We start from the raw sequence: 24,212 nt of genomic DNA on the forward strand, positions 1-24,212 counted from the left end.
ACAATTTAGAGTGATATGGATAACATAATGGCGTTTACCCGCCGCCAGGACGTACACTACGGGGTAAAATTGTGTCGTTGACCACTGTAAAGAGAACACCATGGATCAGTTTGAATGTATTAACGTAGAAGAAGCCCACCAGAAGATGCACCAGGGAAAAGCGGTGCTGGTGGACATCCGCGATCCGCAGAGTTTTGCGATGGGCCACACGCCCGGCGCGTTCCATCTCACGAACGACACGCTGGGCGCGTTTATGCGCGATAACGACTTCGAGACGCCGGTCATGGTCATGTGCTACCACGGCAACAGCAGCAAAGGCGCGGCGCAGTATCTGCTGCAGCAGGGTTACGACGCGGTGTACAGCGTCGACGGTGGCTTCGATGCCTGGCATCGTCATTTCCCGGCAGAAGTGGAATACGCTTTTGAGCGCTGATCCCGCTATACTGTCCCCTTTTGTGTGGAAATAAGCGACCGCTGCCCATGTTGATGATCACCTCTTTTACCAACCCGCGCGTCGCCCAGGCGTTTGTCGACTATATGGCGACGCAGGGCGTTATTCTGACTATTCAGCAACATACGCAGACCGACGTCTGGCTGGCCGATGAGAGCCTGGCCGGGCGGGTAAACGAGGAACTGGCGCGTTTTCTTGAGAACCCTGGCGACCCGCGCTATCTGGCGGCAAGCTGGCAGTCCGGCCAGACCGGCAGCGGATTGCACTACAGCCGCTTTCCCTTCCTCGCCACCATTCGCGAGCGCGCGGGCCCGTTTACGCTGCTGCTGATGGCAGCCTGCATCATCGTCTTCATTATCATGAACGTGGTCGGCGACCAGAGCGTGATGATTGCTCTGGCGTGGCCCTATGACCCGTCTCTTGAGTTTGACGTCTGGCGCTACTTTAGCCACGCGCTGATGCACTTCTCGGTGATGCATATCCTCTTTAACCTGCTCTGGTGGTGGTATCTCGGCGGTGCCGTTGAAAAGCGTCTGGGCAGCGGCAAGCTGATCGTTATCACCATCATCAGCGCCCTGTTAAGCGGTTACGTGCAGCACAAGTTCAGCGGGCCGTGGTTCGGCGGGCTGTCGGGTGTCGTGTATGCCCTGATGGGCTACGTCTGGCTTCGCGGGGAGCGCGACCCGGAAAGCGGCATCTATCTGCAACGCGGATTAATAACCTTTGCGTTAATATGGCTAATTGCCGGATGGTTTGATCTGTTTGGTATGTCTATCGCCAACGGTGCACACGTCGCCGGGCTGGCCGTGGGGCTGGCGATGGCCTTTGCCGACACGCTCCATGCGCGAAAACGAACATAATTCTCAGGGATAATTGATGAAACAAACACAACGTCATGACGCCATTATCGAACTGGTAAAAAAACAGGGATACGTCAGCACCGAAGAGCTGGTGGAGCAGTTTGCCGTCAGCCCACAAACCATCCGTCGTGACCTGAACGACCTGGCCGATCAGAACCGTATTCTTCGCCACCACGGCGGCGCGGCGCTGCCGTCCAGCTCGGTTAACACCTCCTGGCACGACCGCAAAGCCACTCAGACGGCAGAGAAAGAGCGTATTGCCCGCAAGGTCGCCAGCCAGATCCCGAACGGGGCAACGCTGTTTATTGATATCGGCACCACGCCGGAAGCGGTCGCCCATGCGCTGCTGGATCACGAGAACCTGCGCGTGGTCACCAACAACCTGAACGTGGCCAACACCCTGATGCAGAAAGACGATTTCCGCATCATCCTCGCGGGCGGCGAACTGCGCAGCCGCGACGGTGGGATTATCGGCGAAGCGACCCTCGATTTTATCTCTCAGTTCCGCCTCGACTTCGGCATTCTGGGGATCAGCGGCATCGACAGCGACGGCTCGCTGCTGGAGTTTGATTACCACGAGGTGCGCACCAAGCGCGCGATCATTGAAAACTCACGCCACGTGATGCTGGTGGTAGACCATTCGAAGTTTGGCCGTAACGCGATGGTGAACATGGGCAGCATCAGCATGGTGGATGCGGTCTACACCGACGTGATGCCGCCGGCGGGCGTGATGCAGGTGATTAAAGATAATAATTTGCAGTTAGAGTTGTGTTGAAACGCCGTTCTCCCTCTCCCTGTGGGAGAGGGTCGGGGTGAGGGCATCAGGCCGCACAAAACCTAAACCCCGTACCCCATCATCTTCAACAGCTGCTGCGCATGCTGTACCGCATCCTGACGATGCGCCACGCCAAGCTTCTGATACAGGTTACGGATATGCGTTTTGATGGTGGTCGCCGCCACCGCCAGCTCACCGGCAATCTGTTCGTTGCTGTAGCCTGAATAGATCAGCCCCAGAACCTGCCATTCGCGCTGGGTGAGCGGGCTGGTGCGGATTAGCTCCGGCACTTCCGGGTGGTTCAGCAGACGTTCAACGAAGTTCTCATCGAAGTGCGCGAACTTGTGCCGATGATGCTGGTTAATCTCGCGCAGAATACGCTGGGCGCGATGCTGATCCAGCTCCGGCAGCGTGTTGAGCTGAATAAGCTGACGCAGCTGCTGCGCCATCACTTCACCTTCAATCACAAAGTGGCTGATAAACCCGGTGCGGTTAGCCAGCTGCAGCGCCTCCAGCAGCACGCGCTGGGCATCATTTTTACGACCCGCCTGCCAGTAGAGCTGGTTCTGCAGCAGCAGGTTGCGGTTCAGGTCGCTCATCAGGCGCAGGCTGCGCGCGTTCTCGTTCAGCTCCTCCAGGACAATCTCTGCGGGCTCTAAATCACCGAGCAGGATCTGCGCGCGGGCGATGTTGCGCCACTGGCTCTGCAGAAAGTGGTTGTTGGCAAATTCCGGTTTTGGCGTCTGGCGCAGCCAGTTGGCGGCGGATTTTTTGTCGCCGGTCATCTGCCAGTAAATCACCCGAACCTTATCGGCGTTCGATACCCAGTCGCTATGATACTGGCCGTTGCCGAGCAGGTTTTCCAGGCGGTTGAGATGGTTGCGGGCGTTATCGAGATCGCCGCGTGCCAGCGAGCACTGCACCAGCAGCGCCAGGCACTGCAGCTGCTGCTGCGGCTGGAAGCTGGAGAGTACGTCTACACCCTGACGGGCGCAGCTTTCTGCTTCATCCAGGCGCGACCATGCCCACAGCAGCTGAGCGCGAATACGCAACAGGAACTCGTGCATCGGCAGCTGTTCCAGGTGCTGTTCACGAATCAGCTGAAACGCTTTTTCCTGGTTTTCCCAGGCGGCCTGCAGGAACCCCTGCGCGAATAAAATCTCACTCTGTTGGATCAGGCTCCACAGCGCGTAGTGCCAGACATCATGACGACGCGCCATCTGCTCGGTTTGCTGCATCAGTGAAAGCGAACGCGTGAGATCGCCTTTGCAGTGCAGCACTTCGCCGTGCACCGAGGTCGCCACGATGCGGCTGTAGAAGTTAGCCAGCGGCAGTTCATCCAGCGCGACCATCGCCAGCCGTTCAGCTTCGTCCGGGTCGCCGTCGTTAATGGCCACCTGAGCGCGCAGCGCGTTGAACTCGCCGTGCAGGGTGGTATCCATTTCGCTTTCCATCTCCTGCTCGGCGCGCGCCAGCAGGGTGTTCACTTCGCTGTAACGATGCTGACTCTGCATCAGCCAGGCCTGCAGCAGCACCAGACGCGGGTTCTCCAGCAGGCTTTCCCACGGCAGGGCTTTGAGGGACTCTTCCAGCAGCGTCAGTTCGCTGTGGTTAAACAGGCCCCATGCATGGTTGAGGAGGATATCGCGCAGCATGCTGGCATCACCGGCGGCCAGCGCGTGGTGGATGGCCTCGCTCGGGAAACCTTGTGCCATCCAGCCTTCAGCGGCGGCACGGTGGATCTCCGGCAGTTCAACCGCCAGTTCCCACTGACAGCGCTGGCGCAGGAAGCTACCAAACAGCGGGTGATAGCTAAACCACTCGCCCGGATCGTCCATGCGCGTCAGGAAAAGGCCCTGACGTTCAATCTCTTCGAGCTGCAGCTGACCGTTTTCACAGCCCGTCACCCGCACGATGAGCGCATCATTCATGGAACGCAGCAGAGAGCTTTTCAGCAGGAAATTACGCGTCGAGGGATCGACGCTGTCCAGCACCTCATCCACCAGGTAGTCAGAAAGGTGGCTGGCGTTGATGCCCGCCAGACGCCGCGCAGACTGATGCGCCGGACTGTTGTTTTGCCGGGCAGAGAGGGCGATAAGCTGCAGCGCCGTGGCCCAGCCCGCAACGTCATCACACAGACGGCTGCTTTCGGCGGCCTCAATCGGTGAGGTCAGGCGGCAGTCAAAGAACTGTTTTGCTTCCTGGTGGGTAAAGGCCAACTGCTGGCTGCCCACTTCCAGAAGCTGATCGCGCACGCGCAGGTTGGCAATACCCAGCTGCGGCAGGTTGCGTGACAGCACGACTAAAGTCAGGTTTTCCGGCTGATGGCGCAGGAAGAAACGCATCGATTCATGAATCACCGGGTTAGTGATGAGATGATAATCATCAATCACCACGTAAAGCGGGCGATGCCATTCGGCCAGTTCGATAAACAGCTGAGAGAAAAGGGAAGACAAGCTGGCATACTGGCGCTTTTGCACCATCATCTCACTGGCGACGCAGTGTCCATGGGTGGCTTGCTGTATGGCAGCAATCAGATAGCTGGCAAAACGCTCTTGCTGGTTATCGCCCTCATCGAGGGAGTACCAGCCAAGATCGCTCTTACCTGCGGCCCATTGCGAAATGAGCGTTGTTTTTCCATAACCTGCAGGGCTCGTAACCAGCGCCAGTCGGAAATTATGCGCGCCGGAAAGTTTAGCCAACAGACGTTCGCGGACCACTGTATGGTCAAGGCGAACCGGGCGACTTAATTTAGACGGAATCAACATAGGTTTCACTTCACTGTGGGGAACGAGAGATTTTATTTTTTTTGCGCTTCGTAATTAATGGATATAAGGTCGGCCAATAAGTTAACTATTGCAAGTTATGTCTGGATTTGGTGGCTGTGAATTTGCACTCTGTCACAAAACATTCAGGAAGAAGATGGAACTTTCTGGAAAGGTCTTTGACGCCGCGTCACTGCTGGCTTGTCTGTACTGGTTACCGCTGCGCTGAAACTGGTTTCAGAAAGGGATAGTGACGTCAAATTTAATATACTGCTGGTAAAGTTAAGGGAGATTAATAATCTCCTTAGCGATTACCCGATTGCAGAAATATTATTCTACGTAAGTAATTATTTCGGTGGGGTTTGATTTCACCCGAAACTGCATTTCATTTCTTTGACATTATACTCGGTTACTTTTTTATCTTCCGGGCACACTCGAACTATGCTCTGAGAGTGGCCTCGATCACACTTTTCTGCTCATCCCCGCTACTCCTCCCTGTCTAATCCCCCACGGGAGGAGGAAGAGGGGAAATGAGCCAGGCACACTAGCGCCAACTTGTGTTTTCTTTCTAAAGGATGCCGATCCCCTATGTCACAGCCTACCTTCAACAAAGCTCAATTCCAGGCTGCCCTGACGCGTCAGTGGCAGCGTTTTGGCCTTCATGCTGCAAACGAAATGACGCCTCACCAGTGGTGGCAGGCAGTGAGCGGTGCGCTCGCAGAGCAGCTGGATGCTCAACCCCTGGCAAAACCGGTAAAAGGCCAGCGCCATGTAAACTACATTTCAATGGAATTCCTGATTGGCCGTCTGACGGGCAACAACCTGTTGAACCTCGGCTGGTATCAGGAGGTCGGTGACGTCCTTAAAGAACACGACATTAACCTGACCGACCTGCTGGAAGAAGAGATTGACCCGGCGCTGGGCAACGGCGGCCTGGGACGCCTGGCGGCCTGCTTCCTTGACTCCATGGCGACCGTCGGCCAGTCGGCGATTGGCTACGGTCTGAACTACCAGTACGGCCTGTTCCGTCAGTCGTTTGCTGACGGCCACCAGATGGAAGCGCCGGACGACTGGCATCGCAATACCTATCCGTGGTTCCGCCATAACGCGCAGCTTGACGTGCAGGTTGGCATTGGCGGGAAAGTGACGAAACAAGGTCTCTGGGAACCGGCGTTCACCATCACCGGCGAAGCCTGGGATCTGCCGGTGCTTGGCTACCGTAACGGCGTGGCGCAGCCGCTGCGTCTGTGGCAGGCGAAACACGCTCACCCGTTTAACCTGACTAAATTCAACGACGGCGATTTCCTGCGGGCCGAGCAGCAGGGCATCGACGCCGAGAAGCTGACCAAAGTCCTCTATCCGAACGACAACCACCTGGCCGGTAAAAAGCTGCGCCTGATGCAGCAGTACTTCCAGTGCGCCTGCTCCGTGGCGGACATTCTGCGTCGCCATCATCTGGCGGGCCGCAAGCTGGCGCAGCTGCCGGACTTCGAAGTGATTCAGCTCAACGATACGCACCCGACCATTGCCATCCCGGAACTGCTGCGCGTGCTGATCGACGAGCATCAGCTGAGCTGGGACGACGCCTGGGCCATTACCAGCCGTACCTTTGCCTACACCAACCACACGCTGATGCCAGAAGCGCTGGAGTGCTGGGATGAGAAGCTGGTGAAAACGCTGCTGCCGCGCCACATGCAGATCATCAACAAGATTAACGACCAGTTTAAAACCCTGGTGGACAAGACCTGGCCGGGCAACAAGGCGGTCTGGGCGAAGCTGGCGGTGGTTCACGATAAGCAGGTACGTATGGCGAACATGTGCGTGGTGAGCGGCTTTGCAGTGAACGGCGTGGCGGCGCTGCACTCGGATCTGGTGGTCAAAGACCTCTTCCCGGAATACCACCAGCTGTGGCCAACCAAATTCCACAACGTGACCAACGGCATCACGCCGCGTCGCTGGATCAAGCAGTGCAACCCGCTGCTGGCGAGCCTGCTGGACAAGACCCTGAAGAAAGAGTGGGCCAACGATCTGGACCAGATCATCAACCTGGAAAAATACGCTGACGACGCGACATTCCGCGAGCAGTATCGGGCGATCAAGCTGGAGAACAAGGTTCGCCTGGCGGAGTTTGTGAAAGTGCGTACCGGGATTGAGATCAACCCGAATGCGATTTTCGATATTCAGATCAAGCGTCTGCACGAGTACAAACGCCAGCACCTGAACCTGCTGCACATTCTGGCGCTGTACAAAGAGATCCGCGAGAACCCGCAGGCCGATCGCGTCCCGCGCGTGTTCCTGTTCGGTGCGAAAGCGGCCCCGGGCTACTATCTGGCGAAAAACATCATCCTCGCCATCAATAAAGTGGCGGCGGCGATCAACAGCGATCCGAAAGTGGGCGACAAGCTGAAGGTGGTGTTCCTGCCGGATTACTGCGTCTCGGCGGCTGAAATGCTGATCCCGGCGGCAGATATCTCCGAGCAGATCTCAACCGCAGGGAAAGAAGCCTCCGGTACCGGCAACATGAAGCTGGCGCTGAACGGCGCGCTGACCGTCGGCACGCTCGACGGGGCCAACGTCGAAATCGCCGAGAAGGTGGGGGAAGAGAATATCTTTATCTTCGGCCATACCGTGGAAGAGGTGAAAGCCATCAAGGCCAAAGGCTATGACCCGGTGAAATGGCGTAAGAAAGACAAAGTGCTTGATGCGGTGCTGAAGGAGCTGGAAAGCGGTAAATACAGCGACGGCGACAAGCACGCGTTTGACCAGATGCTGCACAGCATGGACAAACACGGCGGTGACCCGTATCTGGTGATGGCGGACTTCACGGCCTATGTCGAAGCGCAAAAGCAGGTCGACGTGCTCTATCGCGATCAGGAGGCGTGGACCCGGGCGTGCATCCTGAACACCGCCCGCTGCGGTATGTTCAGCTCTGACCGTTCAATCCGTGATTATCAGGCCCGTATCTGGCAGGCAAAACGCTAAGGAAGCGCGATGGAGAGTAAACGTCTGGACAGCGCCGCGCAGGCGGCGGGGATCAGCCTCAGTTACATTAATGCTCACGGCAAACCGCAGTCTATTGGCGCCGACACCAAAAGACGTTTGCTGGACGCTATGCACAAAACCGACGCGAAAGCGTCGGGTGCGCCGGTGCCGAACGTGAAGGTATTCACCGCAGGCAAAAAGATGCCGCTGGCGGTGGAGGGGCGCGGCGAGTTTAGCTGGCTGCTGACCACCGAAGAGGGGCATCAGCACAAAGGTCACGCCACCGGCGGCAAAACGTTAAACCTTCCGGCGAAGCTGCCGGAGGGCTATCACACCCTCACGCTCACCCAGGACGATCGGCGTTTCCACTGCCGGGTGATCGTCGCGCCAAAACGCTGCTACGAGCCGCAGGCGCTGCTTGAAGGCAAAAAGCTGTGGGGCGCCTGCGTGCAGCTCTACACCCTGCGTTCCGACAGCAACTGGGGCATCGGTGATTTTGGCGATCTGAAGAACATGCTGGCATCCGTGGGCGAGCGCGGCGGCGCGTTTATCGGCCTCAACCCGATCCACGCGCTTTATCCCGCCAACCCGGAGAGCGCCAGCCCGTATAGCCCGTCGTCCCGTCGTTGGCTGAACGTGATTTATATCGACGTTAACGCCTTAGATGACTTCAAAAACAGCAAAGAGGCGCAGGCGTGGTGGAAACTCAGCACCACGCAGCAGGCGCTGAAGCAGGCGCGCGACGCAGACTGGGTGGACTATTCCACCGTCACGGCGCTGAAAATGGCCGCGCTGCGTCTGGCGTGGAAAGGCTTTTCGCAGCGTGACGACGAGCAGATGGCCGCGTTCCGTCAGTTTGTGACGCAGGAGGGCGAGAGCCTGTACTGGCAGGCGGCGTTTGATGCGCTGCACGCGTATCAGGTGAAAGAGGACGAAATGCGCTGGGGCTGGCCGGTCTGGCCTGAAGCGTATCAGTCCATCGACACGCCGGAAGTAAAAGCGTTCTGTAAAAAATATGCCGATGAGGTGGACTTCTACCTGTGGCTGCAGTGGCTGGCGTACAGCCAATTTGCCGCCTGCTGGCAGGTGAGCCAGGGCTATAAGATGCCGATCGGCCTCTATCGTGACCTGGCCGTCGGCGTGGCGGAAGGCGGCGCGGAAACCTGGTGCGATCGTGAACTTTACTGTCTGAAAGCCTCCGTGGGTGCGCCACCGGATATCCTTGGCCCGCTCGGTCAGAACTGGGGATTGCCGCCGATGGATCCGCACGTCATGGCGGCGCGCGCCTACGAGCCGTTTATCGACCTGCTGCGCGCTAACATGCAGAACTGCGGGGCGCTGCGTATTGACCACGTGATGTCCGTGCTGCGCCTGTGGTGGATCCCGTACGGTGAAACGGCGGATCACGGGGCGTACGTGCAGTACCCGGTTGACGATCTGCTGTCGATCCTGGCGCTGGAAAGTAAGCGTCACCAGTGCATGGTGATCGGTGAAGATCTCGGTACCGTGCCGGTGGAAATTGTCAGCAAGCTCCGCGACAGCGGCGTCTACTCCTATAAAGTGCTCTATTTTGAAAACGACCATGAGAAAACCTTCCGCGCGCCGCAAGCGTACCCTGAACAGTCAATGGCAGTCGCGACGACGCATGACCTTCCTACGCTTCGTGGCTATTGGGAAAGTGGCGATCTGACGCTCGGCAAAACGCTGGGACTGTATCCTGATGAAGAGGTGTTACGCGGCCTGTATCAGGATCGCGAGCTTTCTAAGCAGGGGCTGCTGGATGCGCTGCACAAGCAGGGCTGTCTTCCGAAACGCGCCGGGCATAAGGCGTCGTTGATGTCGATGACCGCGACCCTCAACCGTGGTTTGCAGCGCTATATTGCCGACAGCAACAGCGCCCTGCTGGGCCTGCAGCCGGAAGACTGGATTGATATGGCGGAGCCGGTGAACATTCCGGGCACCAGCTATCAGTACAAGAACTGGCGTCGCAAGTTGTCCACCACGCTTGAGAAGATGTTTGCCGATGACGGGGTGAACAGGCTGATTAAGGATTTGGATAAGCGGCGAAAAGCAGCCGGTAAGAAGTGATAAAAAACCCGCCAGTGGCGGGTTTTTTATTGCCCGGTGGCGCTGCGCTTACCGGGCCTACATGTATCGAGTAGGTCGGGTAAGGCGAAGCCGCCACCCGACTTATGGCATCAGACCACCATATTGAGCAGCAGCACCCCGACCAGACCGCACACCGAAATAATGGTTTCCAGCGCGGACCAGGACTTGATGGTTTCACCGATCGTCAGGTTGAAGTACTCCTTGAACAGCCAGAAGCCCGGGTCGTTAACGTGAGAGAAAATCACGCTACCGGAACCGACGGCGATAACCATCAGCTCAGGGCTCACGCCCGTGGTGGCAATCAGCGGAGCAACGATACCGCCTGCGGTAATCGCCGCAACGGTCGCAGAGCCCAGGGCAATACGCAGCACGGCAGCGATAGACCAGGCCATCAGGAGCGGCGACACGTTGGTTTCATGCATCATGGCCGCGATGTATTTGTCCACGCCGCTGTCGACCAGAACCTGCTTGAACGCGCCGCCACCGCCGATAATCAGGAGCATCATGGCAATGATTTTGATGGACGAGGTCAGCGTGTCGTTGATCTGATCCATTGAACGGCCGCGATTAAGACCGAAGGTGAACATCGCGATCAGCACGGCAATCAGCGTTGCCATCACCGGGTCACCCAGGAATTCTGCAACGGACAGGAACGCATGACCTTTTGGCAGAATCATCTCTGCCACGGCGCGCATCGCCATCAGGATCACCGGTACCAGAGAGGTCCAGACGCTGACGCCAAAACCAGGCATCTCTTCTTCGGTGAAGGTTTTGGCGCTGTACAGACCTTCCGGGATTGGCTTATCAATGCCCTTCAGGAAGCGGGCATAAACCGGGCCTGCCAGAATCACCGTCGGGATCGCCAGAATCGTACCGAACAGCAGGGTTTTACCCATATCCGCGTGGAAGATGGTCGCGATAGCGGTTGGACCCGGGTGCGGCGGCAGGAAGCCGTGGGTCACGGACAGCGCCGCAGCCATCGGCACGCCAACATACAGCAGCGGGATGCTCGCGGCAGCCGCGATGGTGAACACCAGCGGCAGCATCAGCACGAAGCCCACTTCGTAGAACAGCGCGAAACCGACGGTAAAACCGGTTAACACCACTGCCCACTGAATATTCTTCTTACCAAATTTGTCGATAAGCGTGGTAGCAATACGCTGGGCGCCACCACAGTCCGCCAGCATTTTACCGAGCATGGCGCCGAAGCCCATGATCAACGCCAGGCTGCCGAGCGTGCCGCCGACACCGGCTTTGATGGAACTGATAACTTTAACCAGCGGCATACCCTGCATCAGACCGACTGCAAGTGCCACCAGAACCAGAGCGATAAATCCGTTCATTTTGAAACGGATCATCAAGAGCAGTAATAACACAACACCGATAGCAACGATGACTAATGGCATGATTTACCTGGCCTTTGAATTGTTATGGGTAACGTCATTGTTTCAACGACACATTCCGATTGTCCCAACTGGGAACAGAGAAGTAACGGCACTAATACTGATGCCTTGGAAACCATTAAGTTTAGTCGGCTGTTATGAGTGTGCTTAGTGCCCATGAGAATGATACGGGTAACATGACGTGATTGAGAATCACCCTGGCAGGCAAAATGTGAATTATGAGACGCAGGTCAACATATAGAGGGGAACGAAGAGGGGGGCAGGGTTTTGTAGGCCCGGTAAGCGCAGCGCCACCGGGCAAAACAGACGTGCAATGAATCAGTAGTAGGAGTGCTCGCCGCGCTGGTGTTCGGTCAGGTCACGCACGCCTTTCAGTTCCGGGAACTCGTTCAGCAGCTGCTTCTCGATCCCTTCTTTCAGGGTGACATCGACCATTGAACAACCGTTACAACCGCCGCCAAACTGCAGGATCGCCAGGCCATCTTCCGTGATTTCCATCAGGGAAACACGACCGCCGTGGCCCGCCAGCTGTGGGTTGATCTGGGATTGCAGCAGATACTCGACGCGCTCCATTAGCGGGGCATCGTCAGACACTTTACGCATTTTCGCGTTCGGCGCTTTCAGGGTCAGCTGAGAACCCAGCTGATCGGTGACGAAGTCGATCTCCGCATCTTCAAGATACGGTGCGCTCAGCTCATCAACGTAGGCGGTGAGCTGTTCAAATTTAAGGGCAGTGTCGGTGGCTTCCACAGCGTCCGGAGGACAATAAGAAACACCACATTCTGCATTCGGAGTGCCTGGATTAATCACAAACACGCGGATCTGCGTCCCTTCTTCCTGATTTGCCAGCAGTTTGGCAAAGTGCGCTTGTGCAGAATCGGAAATACGGATCATAGCTTTGGCCTAATAGTTGACTAAATTACCTGGGTATAATCATACGCCCATTGAAGAAGGGCTACAAGGTACGGCACAGACACCATACCTGAACCGACGCGGCGCCGCTTCGCAAAAGCAGTCGGGAAAGTTCAGCAACGGTACTGCCCGTGGTGACGACATCATCCACAATAGCGATATGGAGACCGTCGACCGGTAATTCAAGGCGAAAGGCATTTTTGAGGTTTCTTTTGCGAAGCCGCGCGCTGAGCTGATGCTGGATGGCGGTGGCATGAACACGCGTCAGCGCGCTGGCATCATACCGACAGCCGAGCCACCGTGCGAGGGGACGGCAGATCAGGTCACTCTGGTTATAGCCGCGCCGCCAGTGCCGATGTCGGTATAAGGGGACATTCACCACCCTGTCAATTTTCGGCAGTGCGCGATGACGCCGTGCCTGCAAAACCGCCAGCAATAGCAGGCGGGCAAGGGGCGGTGCAAGCGAGCTCTGCCCGGAAAACTTCAGCGCGTGAATCAGCCTGCTCAGCGGTGGAACATAATCATCCACGGCCACCAGCGCGCTCCACGGCGGGGATTTCTTCAGGCAGCGGCCGCAGGGCAAAGAGGAATTTGTGGCCGGTAAACCACATTGTGGACAGATCCCGATACGCCATTCCAGCGAACGCGTACAGACGGAGCAGACGCCCCACCCGCTGAGCGCCAGCGGCATTCGGCATAGCCAGCACAACCCAGGTACTGTTAGCATGTGCAACCTCCATGTGAAAAAAGAGAACAGTAACTGATGAAGACGCTGTGGTGGCAGACTGTAGGGACAGGAAATTGCCATCTTGTGCTGCTGCACGGATGGGGCCTGAATGCGGAGATATGGCATTGCATACGTGAGGAACTCGCCTCGCATTTCACACTGCATCTGGTAGATTTACCCGGCTTTGGCCGCAGCCGCGGATATGGCGCGTTGTCGCTTGATGAGATGGCGCAGCAGGTTCTGGACGCCGCGCCGCAAAACGCTGTCTGGCTGGGCTGGAGCCTGGGCGGGCTGGTGGCGAGCCAGATTGCGCTGTCGCGACCAGACCGCGTACAAGCGCTGGTGACGGTGGCGTCGTCGCCCTGTTTTAGCGCGCAGGACGCGTGGCCGGGGATAAAACCCGAGGTACTGGCGGGATTCCAGCAGCAGCTGAGCGAAGATTTCCAGCGGACCGTAGAGCGCTTCCTCGCCCTGCAGACGATGGGAACTGAAACCGCCCGTAAGGATGCCCGCACGCTGAAGCAGACCGTGCTGTCACTGCCGATGCCGGAGGTTGAGGTGCTTAATGGCGGTCTTGAGCTCCTGAAAACCGTTGATCTGCGCGAGCCGCTGGCCGCCCTGACGCTGCCGCACCTGCGTATTTATGGTTACCTCGACGGGATTGTGCCGCGCAAAGTGGTTCCACTCCTGGATTCACTTTGGCCGAACAGCGAATCGCAGATCGTTGCCAAAGCTGCACATGCCCCGTTCATCTCTCATCCGGCGGAGTTTTGTTCAGCGCTCATTGCGTTAAGTCAACGTTTCGACTGATTATTTTCTATCCAGCCTGGAAAAAGTTACACACCGCAACCATACTCCAGATGTCGTTGCGGTTGTTCTGCTTACGATAATCAAAACAACAATCCTATGGAGAGTCAGGTTATGAAACTTGTTACAGGTATTGTCACTTCTCTGGTTATTGGGTCACTTTCATTTGGCGTCTTTGCGGCAAAAGAGCTGGAAAAAGATAAAGTTGCCGGCATGAATCTGACCAAAGTTGGTGAGATCTCTACGTCTGATACTACCGCGCCGATGGATGCTCGCAGAGAGCTGTCGAAGAAAGCGGATGAACTGGGTGGGACGTACTACGTGGTAACCAGTGCAAACAAAGACACGAAGAACGTACGCGCAACGGCGGACGTCTACAAGTAATACGATAAAGCCAGGTAGCGATGCCTGGCTTTACTAGCGCAGTGCCCACCACTCCCTTAGGCAGGCTTTTCCTTCCGGGCAATGTTTACAGCTGCCGGACAGACAACCGTCCGGCTCTTCCTGAATCCGCACCGCTTTCCCCATGGCTTCCAGTCTTTCCAGCATGGCATCGATCATCGGCTGCGGCGTATGCAGGCTGAGGCTCAGCTGTTTCGCCTCCATCCGCCCCTGTAGCGCCAGCAGGTCACGAACCTGAATCAACGATGCCATGTGGTGTACTCCTTAGTGGCAGTCGCCCGCCGGGCTGTTGCAGCAGGTCGCGGCGGTTTTACGGTTTGCCAGCAGGTCGATATCGACGCGGCTGCGCGCCCGCCGCAGCAGACCGAGCACTACCACGTTAAACAGCACAACCGCGAGAATGCAGACCAGACTGTAGCGCGGATGCTGGCTGAAGTTAACGGTTTGATAAAACAGCGTCGCCAGCGAGTACGCAATGTTTAACCCCCACAGGATGGAGAAGCCCATCCAGCCGCGGCTGGACTCGCGGGCAATCGCCCCCATCACCGAGATGCACGGAATGTAGAGCAGTACAAAGATAAGGTAGCTGTAGGCCGCGGACGCGCTGCCAAATTTCTCGCCCATCACGCCCATGGCACCCGTCGCCATTTCGCCGTCGCCTTTGCTCGCTTCAATCGGGTTCGCCAGCACGCTCAGGCTGAAGGTGTCCTTCAGGCTCTGCCAGGTCTCCTCTACGGCACCCAGCAGCTCATGACCGAGATGAAACTCTGCCGGATTAAATTCCTGTTCCTGAATGTTCTCAGCGGTGTAAAGCGTGTTCAGGGTGCCGACAACCACCTCTTTCGCCATCGCACCGGTGAACAGCCCGACGGTTGCCTGCCAGTTATCCTCATGCACGCCAATCGGTTTGAAGACCGGCGTGATGACGCGGCTGACGGAAGCGAGGGCAGAGTCGTTGATGTTATCTGCCGCCTGCCCGCTGAGGGTGAAGCTGTTCAGCGCGCTCAGGAAAATGCTGACGATGACAATCACCTTACCGGCGCGCAGGACGAAGCCTTTCAGACGCTGCCAGGTCTGGATCGCCAGGCTTTTCAGATGCGGCACGTGGTACACCGGCAGCTCCATCACAAACGGTGACGCTTCACCGCGCATGATGGTGTGCTTCAGCATCAGACCGGTGAGGATCGCCATCACGATGCCCAGTACATACAGCGAGAAGACCGCCAGCGCGCCCTGCTGACCAAAGAAGGCTGCGGCAAAGACCGCAAAGATTGCCAGGCGGGCACCGCAGGACATAAACGGCGCCATCATGATGGTCATCAGACGTTCACGCGGCGCATCCAGGGTGCGTGCGCCCATCACCGACGGCACGTTACAGCCGAAGCCGACGATCAGCGGGACGAAGGATTTACCCGGCAGGCCCAGCGCCTGCATCAGACGATCCATCACGAACGCGGCGCGCGCCATGTAGCCGGAATCTTCCAGGAACGAGAGGAACAGGTACATCATGCCGATCTGCGGCACCAGCGGCAGAACGGTGTTGATACCGCCGCCGATCCCCTGCGCGAGGAAGATGGTGAGCCATTCCGGGAAGTGCAGGGTGTAACCCACCCACTGGATCCCGTGGACGAAGACCGCGACGGAACCGGCGTCAAAAATCGGCTGCAGTGCGCCACCGATGTTAATGGCGAGCAGGAACATCACGTACATCACCAGCAGGAAGATCGGCAAACCGAGGAAGCGGTTAAGCACAACCTTATCTACTGCCGCCGTAAAGCGGCTGGGTTCCGCCGTCAGCGCGTTACTGACCACGTCGCAAATCGAGGCGATGGCCTGGTAACGGGCGTCGGCGATGTGCAGCGCCGGGTCGTCCAGCTCGTCGCTAAGCCGGGCCACCGTCACGTCCAGCTTATCGGCCGCATGCCCGGCGTAAGCGCGGCTGTAGATATCCCCTTCCAGCATCTGCAGTCCAAGCCACAGGCGCTGTTTCGCAGGCATGCTGTTGTCCATCTCCTGCGCCAGCAAATTGGCTTCGCGCAGGAGAGGCTGCGCGTAATGCACCAGCTCAATGTCACGATTCCCTGCGTGACGGTCAATGGCCAGCTTCAGTGCATCAATACCGCGAGCGCGCGTCGAGACCAGCGGAACGACCGGGCACCCCAGGCGCGCGGAGAGGGCATCGACGTCGATGCGCAGCTTTTGTTTCTCCGCAATGTCGAGCATGTTGAGCGCCACGATGCAGGGGATCCCCAGCTCCAGCAGCTGCAGCGTCAGATAAAGGTTACGCTCGAGATTGGAGGCATCGACCACGTTGATCAGCAGGTCCGCGTCGCCGCCAAGAATATAGTGGCAGGCAATCTGCTCATCGAGCGAGGTTTGCGACGAAATGGTGGTTAAGGAGTAGGTGCCGGGAAGGTCGACCAACGTTACCTGATTGTCCGTTGTCGTGAACTGGCCCTCTTTACGCTCAACCGTCACGCCCGCCCAGTTGCCCACGCGCTGGCGGGCTCCAGTCAGCTGGTTAAAAAGCGTAGTCTTGCCGGAATTAGGATTGCCAATTAAGCCAATAGTTAACTTTTTCATTTTTTAGACTCACTGAAACCGCTGGCTTGTTATCGGGATAAGGCTTCGACTTCTATTAACGCGAGGTCTTTCTTACGCAGCACCAGATTCACGCGGCGGGTTTCGATATGAACCGGGTCACCTAGCGGCGCCACGCGTACGACCTGAAAGGACGAGCCGGGCAGCATGCCCAGCGACAGCAGCTTTTGCCGATAGGCCGGGCTAATTTCGCGGGTAAAACCGGTAATCTTCCATGCACTGTCTGGAGTGAATTGCATAACGCCTGATTCCACGAAAGGTTAAATTATCTACTATGGGATGATAATGAGAATAGTTTTTATCAGCAATATTAAAACTGTGACGGAATGTTGTTTGCGATATTAATTTACGGCCTTTTTGACCTTGCTCAATATTTGCTGAAATGCCTGGAAAACGAAAAGGAGAGGATTTGTTAACGGGGTGATAATTGGTGGTTTAAATATGGATGTGCAATCGGTTTCATATATTACGGCACGATATTATTATTCCCTCTCCCCTGTGGGGAGAGGGTTAGGGTGAGGGTTTAGCGTTTCTTACCCATCGCTGCCGCCAGCGCATCCATCATCGCGCTATTGCCTGTAGGCTGGGCATCACGTCCGCGCGGTTTTGCCGCTTTCGCGGCTGGACGCTGCTGCTCGCGGCCACCGCCGTTTCCGCCACGGCGCGCGTTGGTGTCACCCGGCTGCTCGTCCAGACGCATGGTCAGGGCGATACGCTTGCGCTGCAGGTCCACTTCCAGCACTTTGACCTTCACGATGTCGCCCGCTTTGACCACGGTGTGCGGGTCTTCAACGAACTTGTCGGCAAGGGAGGAGATATGGACCAGACCGTCCTGATGCACGCCGATATCCACAAACGCGCCAAAGTTGGTGACGTTGGTCACCGCGCCTTCCAGCACCATGCCGGGCAGCAGGTCGTTCATGGTTTCCACGCCGTCAGCAAAGGTCGCCGTTTTGAACTCAGGACGCGGATCGCGGCCCGGCTTTTCCAGCTCTTTGATAATGTCGGTAACAGTTGGGACACCAAATTTGTCATCGGTGAAATCAACGGCTTTCAGATTGCGCAGAGCGCTGCTGTCGCCCATGAGATCTTTCAGCGCTTGCTGGGTGGCGGCCAGAATACGCTCCACCACAGGGTACGCTTCCGGGTGAACGGTAGAGGCATCCAGCGGGTTATCGCCGTGGTTGATGCGCAGGAAGCCCGCGCACTGCTCAAAGGCTTTTGGCCCCAGACGGCTTACCTTCAGCAACTGCTGACGGTTCTGGAACTGGCCGTTCTCGTCACGCCAGGCGACGATGTTCTGCGCCATCATGCGGGTTAAGCCCGCCACGCGGGTCAGCAGCGGAACGGAGGCGGTGTTCAGGTCAACGCCGACGGCGTTAACGCAGTCTTCCACGACAGCATCCAGCTTGCGTGCCAGCTGAGTCTGGCTCACGTCGTGCTGATACTGGCCCACGCCGATGGATTTCGGGTCGATCTTCACCAGCTCCGCCAGCGGATCCTGCAGGCGGCGAGCGATCGAGACCGCGCCGCGCAGGGAAACGTCCAGGTCCGGGAACTCCTGTGCCGCCAGCTCGGATGCGGAATAGACGGATGCCCCCGCTTCGCTGACGATCACTTTCTGCGCCGTCACTTTCGGGAACTGCTTCTGCACGTCGAGGTAGAAACGCTCGGTCTCACGTGAGGCCGTACCGTTGCCGATGGCAACCAGCTCTACGTTGTATTTTTCGCACAGCGCCGCTACTACCACGGCCGCTTTCGCTGCCTGGCCAGTGTGCGGATAAATGGTATCGGTCGCCACCAGCTTGCCGGTGCCGTCAACCACAGCGACTTTTACACCGGTGCGCAGACCCGGATCGAGACCCATGGTGGCGCGCAGGCCAGCAGGGGCGGCCATCAGCAGGTCGTGCAGGTTACGGGCGAAGACGTTGATCGCTTCATCTTCGGCGCGCTCGCGCACGGTGCCCATCAGCTCGGTTTCGAGGTGCATCAGCACCTTGATGCGCCAGGTCCAGCTCACTACGCCTTTGCGCCAGCTGTCCGCCGGGGCGTTGTTCAGGCGCAGGCCAAGATGGTCGATGATGATCTGCTCGCAGTGGCTCTCTTTCGGCGGTTCGTCAAACTGCGGGTCGGCGTTCAGGGAGAGTTGCAGCACGCCTTCGTTGCGGCCGCGGAACATTGCCAGCGCGCGGTGGGAAGGGGCGGTAGAGATCGGTTCGTGGTGATCGAAGTAGTCGCGGAATTTCGCGCCTTCTTCCTCTTTACCCGCGACGACGGTAGAGACGATGTGGGCATTCTTCCACAGGTAATCACGCACTTTGGCGAGCAGGGCGGCGTCTTCGGCGAAGCGCTCCATCAGAATATAGCGCGCGCCGTCGAGGGCGGCCTTGGTGTCCGCTACGCCTTTGTCGGCGTCGATGAATTTCGCCGCTTCGGTATCCGGATCGTGGGACGGTTCGTTCCACAGCAGGTCGGCCAGCGGCTCAAGACCCGCTTCAATCGCGATCTGTCCGCGCGTGCGGCGCTTCGGCTTGTACGGCAGATAGAGGTCTTCGAGTTCGGTTTTGCTCAGGGTGCCATTGATGGCGCTTTCCAGTTCGCTGGTCAGCTTGCCCTGTTCGCCGATGGACTTGAGGATCGCCTGACGACGTTCTTCCAGTTCGCGCAGATAACCGAGACGGGTCTCCAGGTTACGCAGCTGCGTGTCATCCAGACCGCCGGTGACTTCCTTACGATAGCGTGCAATAAACGGCACGGTGTTCCCTTCATCAAGCAGGCGAACGGCAGCTTCTACCTGTTCGGCTCTGGCCTGAATATCACCCGCAATAATGCGGCAGAGCGAATCTTTCATCATGGCTTTATCATCTTGTGGGTCAAAAATCAGGGGATAGTTATACGGGCTGACACGGCAAAATGCCAGCCGGGGAGGGCGCTCTCGGACTATTTTACGTAGACGATCTCATTGACGTACCAGCTGGCTTCGCCGGCTGGGGTCTGCACGACGGCCAGATCGCCCACTTCCTTTTTCAACAGCGCGCGAGCCATCGGCGAGTCGATGGAGATGTAATCCTTACGACCAAAAATTTCATCGTAGCCGACAATGCGAAAGCGCAGGATGTCGCCGTCGTCGTTTTCAATCTCCACCCACGCGCCGAAGAACACTTTGCCCTCCTGCTGTGGGGAGTAATCGACAATTTTGAGATTCTCGAGGCACTTCGTCAGATAGCGAACCCGGCGGTCAATTTCGCGCAGCCGCTTTTTGTTGTACTGGTAGTCAGCGTTTTCGCTGCGATCGCCCAGGCTCGCGGCCCAGGTCACTTTTTTGGTCACCTCAGGACGCTCTTCGCGCCAGAGGTAATCCATCTCTTTTTTGAGCTTCTCATACCCTTCGCGGGTGATCAGGGGCGTTTTCATGGTAAAGCCTTTGCTACCGGTTTTCTGTCTTGCGCACAATACGTACCACACAGTGTAACAGACAGGATTAATAATGATTTATGTGATGAAATGAGCAGATAAGCTGCTGTTAAATATGCTTTGTAACAATTTCGACTAGAATTTATACCAGAATTAGCTGGTCGAATACGTGCACTTTTTTAGAATACGCTGTTACAAAGACTATCCGAACCTTTGGGAGTACACACAATGCAAGAGAACTACAAAATTCTGGTCGTGGATGACGACATGCGCCTGCGTGCGCTGCTGGAACGTTATCTGACCGAGCAGGGCTTCCAGGTTCGTAGCGTCGCGAACGCTGAGCAGATGGACCGTCTGCTGACCCGTGAATCTTTCCACCTGATGGTTCTCGACCTGATGCTGCCTGGCGAAGACGGGCTTTCTATCTGCCGCCGTCTGCGCAGCCAGAGCAACCCGATGCCGATCATCATGGTGACGGCGAAGGGCGAAGAAGTTGACCGTATCGTGGGCCTCGAAATCGGCGCCGACGACTATATTCCAAAACCGTTTAACCCGCGTGAACTGCTGGCGCGTATTCGCGCTGTCCTTCGCCGTCAGGCTAACGAACTGCCTGGCGCGCCGTCGCAGGAAGAAGCCGTCATCGCCTTCGGCAAGTTCAAGCTGAACCTCGGTACGCGCGAGATGTTCCGTGAAGACGAGCCAATGCCGCTCACCAGCGGCGAGTTTGCGGTCCTGAAAGCGCTGGTCAGCCACCCGCGTGAACCGCTTTCCCGTGACAAGCTGATGAACCTGGCGCGCGGTCGCGAATACTCCGCAATGGAACGCTCTATTGACGTGCAGATCTCCCGCCTGCGCCGCATGGTGGAAGAAGATCCGGCGCACCCTCGTTATATTCAGACCGTATGGGGTCTGGGCTACGTGTTCGTCCCGGACGGCTCTAAAGCATGAGGCGAATGCGCTTCTCGCCGCGTAGCTCGTTTGCCCGCACCCTGTTACTGATCGTCACCCTGCTGTTCGTCAGCCTGGTGACGACCTATCTGGTGGTGCTGAACTTTGCGATCCTGCCGAGCCTCCAGCAGTTTAATAAGGTACTGGCCTACGAAGTCCGTATGCTGATGACCGATAAACTGCAGCTGGAGGACGGCACGCAGCTCGTCGTTCCCCCGGCGTTTCGCCGTGAAATCTACCGTGAACTGGGCATTTCGCTCTACTCGAATGAAGCGGCGGAAGACGCGGGCCTGCGCTGGGCGCAGCACTATGAATTCCTCAGCCAGCAGATGGCGCAGCAGCTGGGCGGCCCGACGGAAGTGCGCGTTGAGGTCAACAAGAGCTCGCCCGTCGTCTGGCTGAAAACCTGGCTGTCACCCAATATCTGGGTGCGCGTCCCGCTGACCGAAATCCATCAGGGCGACTTCTCGCCGCTGTTCCGCTACACCCTGGCGATTATGCTGCTGGCGATAGGCGGCGCGTGGCTATTTATCCGTATACAGAACCGACCGCTGGTCGACCTGGAGCACGCTGCGCTGCAGGTCGGTAAAGGGATTATTCCTCCTCCGCTACGCGAGTATGGTGCCTCGGAAGTCCGCTCGGTGACGCGCGCGTTTAACCATATGGCGGCAGGCGTGAAGCAGCTGGCGGATGACCGTACGCTGCTGATGGCGGGCGTGAGCCATGACCTGCGCACCCCCCTGACGCGTATCCGTCTGGCGACGGAAATGATGGGAGAAGAGGACGGTTATCTTGCCGAGTCCATCAATAAGGACATCGAAGAGTGTAACGCCATCATCGAGCAGTTCATCGACTACCTGCGCACCGGTCAGGAGATGCCGATGGAGATGGCGGATCTGAACGCGGTGCTGGGCGAAGTGGTGGCGGCGGAAAGCGGCTACGAGCGCGAGATCGATACCGACCTTCAGGCGGGCGAGATCCAGGTACGTATGCACCCGCTCTCGATCAAACGTGCGGTCGCCAACATGGTGGTCAACGCGGCGCGCTACGGTAACGGCTGGATCAAAGTCAGCAGCGGGTCTGAACTCAACCGCGCCTGGTTCCAGGTGGAAGACGACGGTCCGGGCATCAAGCCCGAGCAGCGTAAGCATCTGTTCCAGCCGTTTGTGCGCGGTGACAGCGCGCGCAGCACCAGCGGTACGGGCTTAGGCCTGGCGATTGTGCAGCGTATTGTGGATAACCATAACGGGTTGCTGGAGATTGGCACCAGTGAGCGGGGTGGGTTGAGCATTCGCGCCTGGTTGCCGGTACCGGTCACGCGGGGGCAGGTGAAAGAGAGTTAAAAAAAGGGTGGCATTCGCCACCCTTTTTTGTAGGTCGGGTAAGGCGAAGCCGCCACCCGACATGGACTACAGTTTTGGACCCGCACTCACCAGCGCAGCACCCGCCGGAGTATCGGTGTACTTCTCGAAGTTCTCGATAAACAGTTTCGCCAGCGATTCCGCTTTCTCACGCCACTGCTCCGGCGAACCGTACGTATTGCGCGGGTCGAGGATATGCGTATCCACACCCGGCAGCGACGTTGGGATCGCCAGGTCAAACATCGGCAGCGTGAAGGTTTCGGCGTCGTCCAGAGAACCATCCAGAATAGCGTCGATAATCGCGCGGGTATCTTTGATCGAGATACGTTTGCCGGTACCGTTCCAGCCGGTGTTCACCAGGTATGCCTGCGCGCCGGATGCCTGCATGCGTTTCACCAGCACTTCAGCGTACTGCGTCGGGTGCAGCGACAGGAAGGCCGCGCCGAAGCAGGCGGAGAAGGTTGGGGTTGGCTCCGTCACGCCGCGCTCGGTACCCGCCAGCTTGGCGGTGAAACCGGAGAGGAAGTGATACTGCGTCTGGCTGGCCGTCAGGCGAGACACCGGAGGCAACACGCCGAACGCATCCGCCGTCAGGAAAATAACCTTTGTGGCATGACCCGCTTTTGACACCGGCTTCACGATATTGTCGATGTGGTAGATCGGGTAAGAGACGCGGGTGTTTTCCGTTTTCGACGCATCGTCGAAGTCGATGGAGCCGTCGGCACGCACGGTGACGTTTTCCAGCAGCGCATCGCGACGGATCGCGTGGAAGATATCCGGCTCGGCCTCTTCAGACAGGCGAATGGTCTTCGCGTAGCAGCCGCCTTCAAAGTTGAATACGCCGTCGTCATCCCAGCCGTGTTCGTCATCGCCAATCAGACGACGTTTAGGATCGGTGGACAGAGTCGTTTTCCCGGTGCCGGACAGGCCGAAGAAGACCGCCACGTCGCCTTTTTCACCGACGTTCGCCGAGCAGTGCATGGAGGCAATGCCCCGCAGCGGCAGCAGGTAGTTCATGACCGAGAACATCCCTTTCTTCATTTCGCCGCCGTACCAGGTACCGCCGATCAGCTGGATACGCTCGGTCAGGTTGAAGGCAACAAAGTTTTCGGAGTTCAGACCCTGCTCTTTCCACTGTGGGTTGGTGCATTTCGCGCCGTTCATCACGATGAAATCAGGGGTGAAGTCCTGCAGCTCTTCGTCGGTTGGACGAATAAACATGTTTTTCACGAAATGCGCCTGCCAGGCCACTTCGGTGATAAAACGTACGGAGAGACGGGTGTCGGCGTTAGCGCCGCAGAAAGCGTCGACAATAAACAAACGCTTGCCGGAAAGTTGCTGGGTGACGAGCCCTTTCAGGTGCTGCCAGGTTTCCGGAGAGAGCGGTTTGTTGTCGTTCTTCCCTTTGCCCTTGTCAGCCCACCACAGCGTATCGCGGGTGGTTTCGTCTCGGACGATATACTTATCTTTCGGCGAACGACCGGTAAAGATACCGGTATCGACGGCGATAGCACCAAGATTCGTCAACACACCACGCTCGTATCCTTCCAGTGCTGGATTGAGCTCTTCCTGATACAGCGTATCGTAGTCGGGGTTGTAGACGATTTCCTGGACGTCGTGAATACCATAAGCCTTGAGATCTTGCGGGGTTAAACCAGTAACACGCATATCACTGCTCCTTAGCCAATATGTACT

Annotated in this window: 19 protein-coding genes; 9 read left to right on the plus strand and 10 right to left on the minus strand. The window is 57.5% G+C overall.

The genetic code is table 11. From position 1 onward, the window contains the following. Positions 1-100: 100 nt before the first annotated feature. The 3 genes from glpE to BM007_RS19965 are packed head-to-tail and all read left to right on the plus strand — an operon-like array spanning position 101 to position 2,086. Complete coding sequence (gene glpE / locus BM007_RS19955) at positions 101-433, plus strand: thiosulfate sulfurtransferase GlpE (protein ID WP_006177908.1); 333 nt, start codon at positions 101-103, stop codon at positions 431-433. Positions 434-480: 47 nt separating this feature from the next. Further along, complete coding sequence (gene glpG / locus BM007_RS19960) at positions 481-1,311, plus strand: rhomboid family intramembrane serine protease GlpG (protein ID WP_090420589.1); 831 nt, start codon at positions 481-483, stop codon at positions 1,309-1,311. 16 nt (positions 1,312-1,327) lie between these two features. Continuing rightward, entirely contained in the window at positions 1,328-2,086 is a 759-nt protein-coding gene (locus BM007_RS19965; RefSeq protein ID WP_008503060.1) for a DeoR/GlpR family transcriptional regulator, read from the plus strand. 62 nt (positions 2,087-2,148) lie between these two features. Here BM007_RS19965 and malT read toward each other — a convergent pair whose 3' ends face one another. Then, positions 2,149-4,854: an HTH-type transcriptional regulator MalT gene (gene malT / locus BM007_RS19970; RefSeq protein WP_090420592.1), complete on the minus strand. Its 2,706-nt coding sequence runs from the start codon at positions 4,852-4,854 to the stop codon at positions 2,149-2,151. A gap of 585 nt (positions 4,855-5,439) precedes the next feature. Here malT and malP point away from each other — a divergent pair. Beyond that, a complete protein-coding gene (gene malP / locus BM007_RS19975) occupies positions 5,440-7,833 on the plus strand; it encodes a maltodextrin phosphorylase (protein WP_090420595.1) in 2,394 nt (797 codons plus the stop codon). A 9-nt stretch (positions 7,834-7,842) separates the two neighbouring features. Continuing rightward, positions 7,843-9,921 carry a 4-alpha-glucanotransferase gene (malQ, locus tag BM007_RS19980; protein ID WP_090420598.1) on the plus strand — a complete coding sequence of 693 codons (2,079 nt, stop codon included), beginning with the start codon at positions 7,843-7,845 and terminating at the stop codon, positions 9,919-9,921. Between the two features lie 110 nt (positions 9,922-10,031). Here the strand turns inward: malQ and gntT are convergent, their stop codons facing one another. The 3 genes from gntT to gntX all read right to left on the minus strand — a co-directional run bounded on the left by gntT (position 10,032) and on the right by gntX (position 12,984). After that, positions 10,032-11,348: a gluconate transporter gene (gntT, locus tag BM007_RS19985; RefSeq protein WP_024907902.1), complete on the minus strand. Its 1,317-nt coding sequence runs from the start codon at positions 11,346-11,348 to the stop codon at positions 10,032-10,034. A 315-nt stretch (positions 11,349-11,663) separates the two neighbouring features. Then, the gene (gene nfuA / locus BM007_RS19990) at positions 11,664-12,239 is read right to left on the minus strand and encodes a Fe-S biogenesis protein NfuA (RefSeq protein WP_003861601.1); all 576 of its coding nucleotides are present in this window, start codon (positions 12,237-12,239) and stop codon (positions 11,664-11,666) included. A 61-nt stretch (positions 12,240-12,300) separates the two neighbouring features. Further along, complete coding sequence (gntX, locus tag BM007_RS19995; protein WP_024907903.1) at positions 12,301-12,984, minus strand: DNA utilization protein GntX; 684 nt, start codon at positions 12,982-12,984, stop codon at positions 12,301-12,303. Positions 12,985-13,020: 36 nt separating this feature from the next. On the opposite strand from gntX, the gene bioH reads away from it, so the two are divergent. Next, complete coding sequence (gene bioH, locus BM007_RS20000) at positions 13,021-13,794, plus strand: pimeloyl-ACP methyl ester esterase BioH (RefSeq protein ID WP_090420601.1); 774 nt, start codon at positions 13,021-13,023, stop codon at positions 13,792-13,794. Positions 13,795-13,905: 111 nt separating this feature from the next. Continuing rightward, on the plus strand, positions 13,906-14,175 hold the full coding sequence (locus BM007_RS20005; protein ID WP_024907905.1) for a YdgH/BhsA/McbA-like domain containing protein: 270 nt from the start codon (positions 13,906-13,908) through the stop codon (positions 14,173-14,175). A 33-nt stretch (positions 14,176-14,208) separates the two neighbouring features. Here BM007_RS20005 and feoC read toward each other — a convergent pair whose 3' ends face one another. The 5 genes from feoC to greB all read right to left on the minus strand — a co-directional run bounded on the left by feoC (position 14,209) and on the right by greB (position 20,208). Then, entirely contained in the window at positions 14,209-14,445 is a 237-nt protein-coding gene (gene feoC / locus BM007_RS20010; RefSeq protein WP_090420604.1) for a [Fe-S]-dependent transcriptional repressor FeoC, read from the minus strand. Positions 14,446-14,457: 12 nt separating this feature from the next. Then, positions 14,458-16,776 (minus strand): Fe(2+) transporter permease subunit FeoB, encoded by a 2,319-nt coding sequence (feoB, locus tag BM007_RS20015; RefSeq protein ID WP_090420606.1) that lies wholly within the window; start codon positions 16,774-16,776, stop codon positions 14,458-14,460. Positions 16,777-16,805: 29 nt separating this feature from the next. Then, positions 16,806-17,033 carry a ferrous iron transporter A gene (gene feoA, locus BM007_RS20020; protein ID WP_008503050.1) on the minus strand — a complete coding sequence of 76 codons (228 nt, stop codon included), beginning with the start codon at positions 17,031-17,033 and terminating at the stop codon, positions 16,806-16,808. Between the two features lie 284 nt (positions 17,034-17,317). Continuing rightward, complete coding sequence (locus BM007_RS20025; RefSeq protein ID WP_090420609.1) at positions 17,318-19,648, minus strand: Tex family protein; 2,331 nt, start codon at positions 19,646-19,648, stop codon at positions 17,318-17,320. Between the two features lie 86 nt (positions 19,649-19,734). Beyond that, entirely contained in the window at positions 19,735-20,208 is a 474-nt protein-coding gene (greB, locus tag BM007_RS20030) for a transcription elongation factor GreB (protein WP_033146820.1), read from the minus strand. Positions 20,209-20,436: 228 nt separating this feature from the next. Between greB and ompR the strand changes: the two genes are divergently transcribed. Further along, entirely contained in the window at positions 20,437-21,156 is a 720-nt protein-coding gene (gene ompR, locus BM007_RS20035; RefSeq protein WP_001157751.1) for an osmolarity response regulator transcription factor OmpR, read from the plus strand. Next, entirely contained in the window at positions 21,153-22,499 is a 1,347-nt protein-coding gene (gene envZ / locus BM007_RS20040; RefSeq protein WP_008503047.1) for a two-component system sensor histidine kinase EnvZ, read from the plus strand. The genes ompR and envZ overlap by 4 nt, the downstream gene beginning before the upstream one ends. A gap of 66 nt (positions 22,500-22,565) precedes the next feature. Here envZ and pckA read toward each other — a convergent pair whose 3' ends face one another. Beyond that, on the minus strand, positions 22,566-24,185 hold the full coding sequence (gene pckA, locus BM007_RS20045) for a phosphoenolpyruvate carboxykinase (ATP) (RefSeq protein WP_047652888.1): 1,620 nt from the start codon (positions 24,183-24,185) through the stop codon (positions 22,566-22,568). Between the last annotated feature and the right edge of the window lie 27 nt (positions 24,186-24,212).

This window comes from Enterobacter sp. NFIX59 (assembly GCF_900113755.1).
GTDB lineage: Bacteria > Pseudomonadota > Gammaproteobacteria > Enterobacterales > Enterobacteriaceae > Enterobacter > Enterobacter pseudoroggenkampii.